The organism is Neglectibacter sp. X4 (genome assembly GCF_009917365.1).
GTDB lineage: Bacteria > Bacillota > Clostridia > Oscillospirales > Acutalibacteraceae > Acutalibacter.
This window is the reverse complement of sequence record NZ_QWLE01000148.1, coordinates 1-1,414: the sequence shown is the minus strand read 5'-3', so window position 1 is coordinate 1,414 and position 1,414 is coordinate 1. Positions and strand designations below refer to the sequence as shown.

Annotated in this window: 2 protein-coding genes and 1 pseudogene; all 3 read right to left on the bottom strand. The window is 57.1% G+C overall.

Features of this window, described 5'->3' with window-relative positions; genetic code table 11:
* Positions 1 to 177 precede the first annotated feature (177 nt).
* The 3 genes and pseudogenes from D1841_RS17275 to D1841_RS20015 all read right to left on the bottom strand — a co-directional run bounded on the left by D1841_RS17275 (position 178) and on the right by D1841_RS20015 (position 1,368).
* A complete protein-coding gene (locus tag D1841_RS17275) occupies positions 178 to 570 on the bottom strand; it encodes a hypothetical protein (protein WP_160644908.1) in 393 nt (130 codons plus the stop codon).
* A gap of 251 nt (positions 571 to 821) precedes the next feature.
* Positions 822 to 1,298 (bottom strand): annotated as a pseudogene (locus D1841_RS17270) (ParB/RepB/Spo0J family partition protein); the annotation flags it as partial.
* Positions 1,246 to 1,368, bottom strand: a complete 123-nt coding sequence (locus D1841_RS20015; RefSeq protein WP_371722148.1) for a hypothetical protein — start codon at positions 1,366 to 1,368, stop codon at positions 1,246 to 1,248. The pseudogene D1841_RS17270 and the gene D1841_RS20015, both read right to left, overlap by 53 nt.
* Between the last annotated feature and the right edge of the window lie 46 nt (positions 1,369 to 1,414).

Genomic DNA, 1,414 nt, shown 5'->3' with positions numbered 1-1,414 from the left:
GACAGCCCTCCTGCCCTGCCAGCAGCCTTGCGGCCTCTATCATGCTCCACTCCGGGGCAAGGTTTGCAAAATATCCCGGCTGGAACAGTTCCTCCAGGCTTTCCAGTTCCAGATCCGGCTTTGCCAGCACGCCGGCTAAATTTATATAAATATTCTTCATAGTCTTATGCTCCTCTGTTATTTAAGATTTCTCACCTGCCCGGCCCATCGTCCCGTACAGGGGGCTTTTCCTGCTCCAAAAGTCCCGTCCGCCTTGGCTTCCGCGGCTTCATACCGCTCTACTTCCTTACAGAAAAACGGCGGGATTTCTCCCGCCGCCACACGCGCCTTTGCTTCATAGCTTTGTATAACGCCCTTCGTTTCCCGCGTGTCTACTCCCGCTTTTTCCATCTCCGCGTACAGGGCCTTGCACAGGGTGAGCCTGTCCACCCCCACGCAGGCCGGGTGTCTGGAAAGATCGCCTATATTGATTTGGCGACCAGCCTTTCCATCATTGCCGATTCTATCTATTGGATGACACGGACGCACCGGGCCGGGGCAATAGCCCGGACGAGGCGGCTCTACCTGCATAAATCGAACACTGCGAATGAGAGGCTGGCTGACGGACTTCCCTGCGGACGTGTTGGTCCTTGGAGGCTAGCGTCAGACCAATTACTCCCATTCTAACAGCTTTGGCAACGATGTGGAAAAAGACACGGCTGGCTGCCGTGCCTCTCACCGTAAATCTTATTGTAATAGGAGGCTATAGAACTGGTAAAAAGGCGGAACCCATGAGCACCATAGACAAGGTGCGTGATTTTTACCAGCAGGGCGGCGAGGAAAACCGGCTGGAGCAGGGCAGGGTGGAGGTACGTCAGGCGGATATATCGCTGGATTTGCCTTGCGCTGTCTGGACTATTCTCCGCCAATTCATCTCTGGATAACTTCTGGCCCACTGGGCCAGAAGTTAAATCACTCCGTTTCCCCTGTCGCTTCATAGCCTCCAGCTTCATTTTGTAGGCAAGAGCCTTTTCGCTGGGCAGGATTTTCTCCCGCTGGAGGTTGCTGTCCACCATGATGAGGGTGGCTTCATCATCGTCCAGTTCCCGTACAAACACAGGCATGGCGGGTAGCCCCGCCAGCTCGCAGGCCCGTTTGCGCCTGTGTCCGGAAACCAGTTCGTACCCGCCCTCCGGACGCCTGCGCACAATTCCCGGCACCAGCACCCCATGCTGAGAGACGCTCTCTGCCATCTCCCGCATTTTCTCATCGTCCATGACGTGGAACGGGTGGCCCTTGAAGGGGTGCAGCTCCGCCAGCCTGACGGGTCAGGCCGAACCGCTCCCCGATGGCTCGGCAGCTTTCCCCTTCTGCCCAAAGCCGGGCGATCTCCTGGCGGCGCTGCTGTCTCTGCCGCTCTTCCTCCGTCAGTTCT

Excerpts from the sequence above, each read along its gene's own strand:
- D1841_RS17275 (WP_160644908.1), bottom strand. The coding sequence starts at position 570 with ATGCAGGTAGAGCCGCCTCGTCCGGGCTATTGCCCCGGCCCGGTGCGT.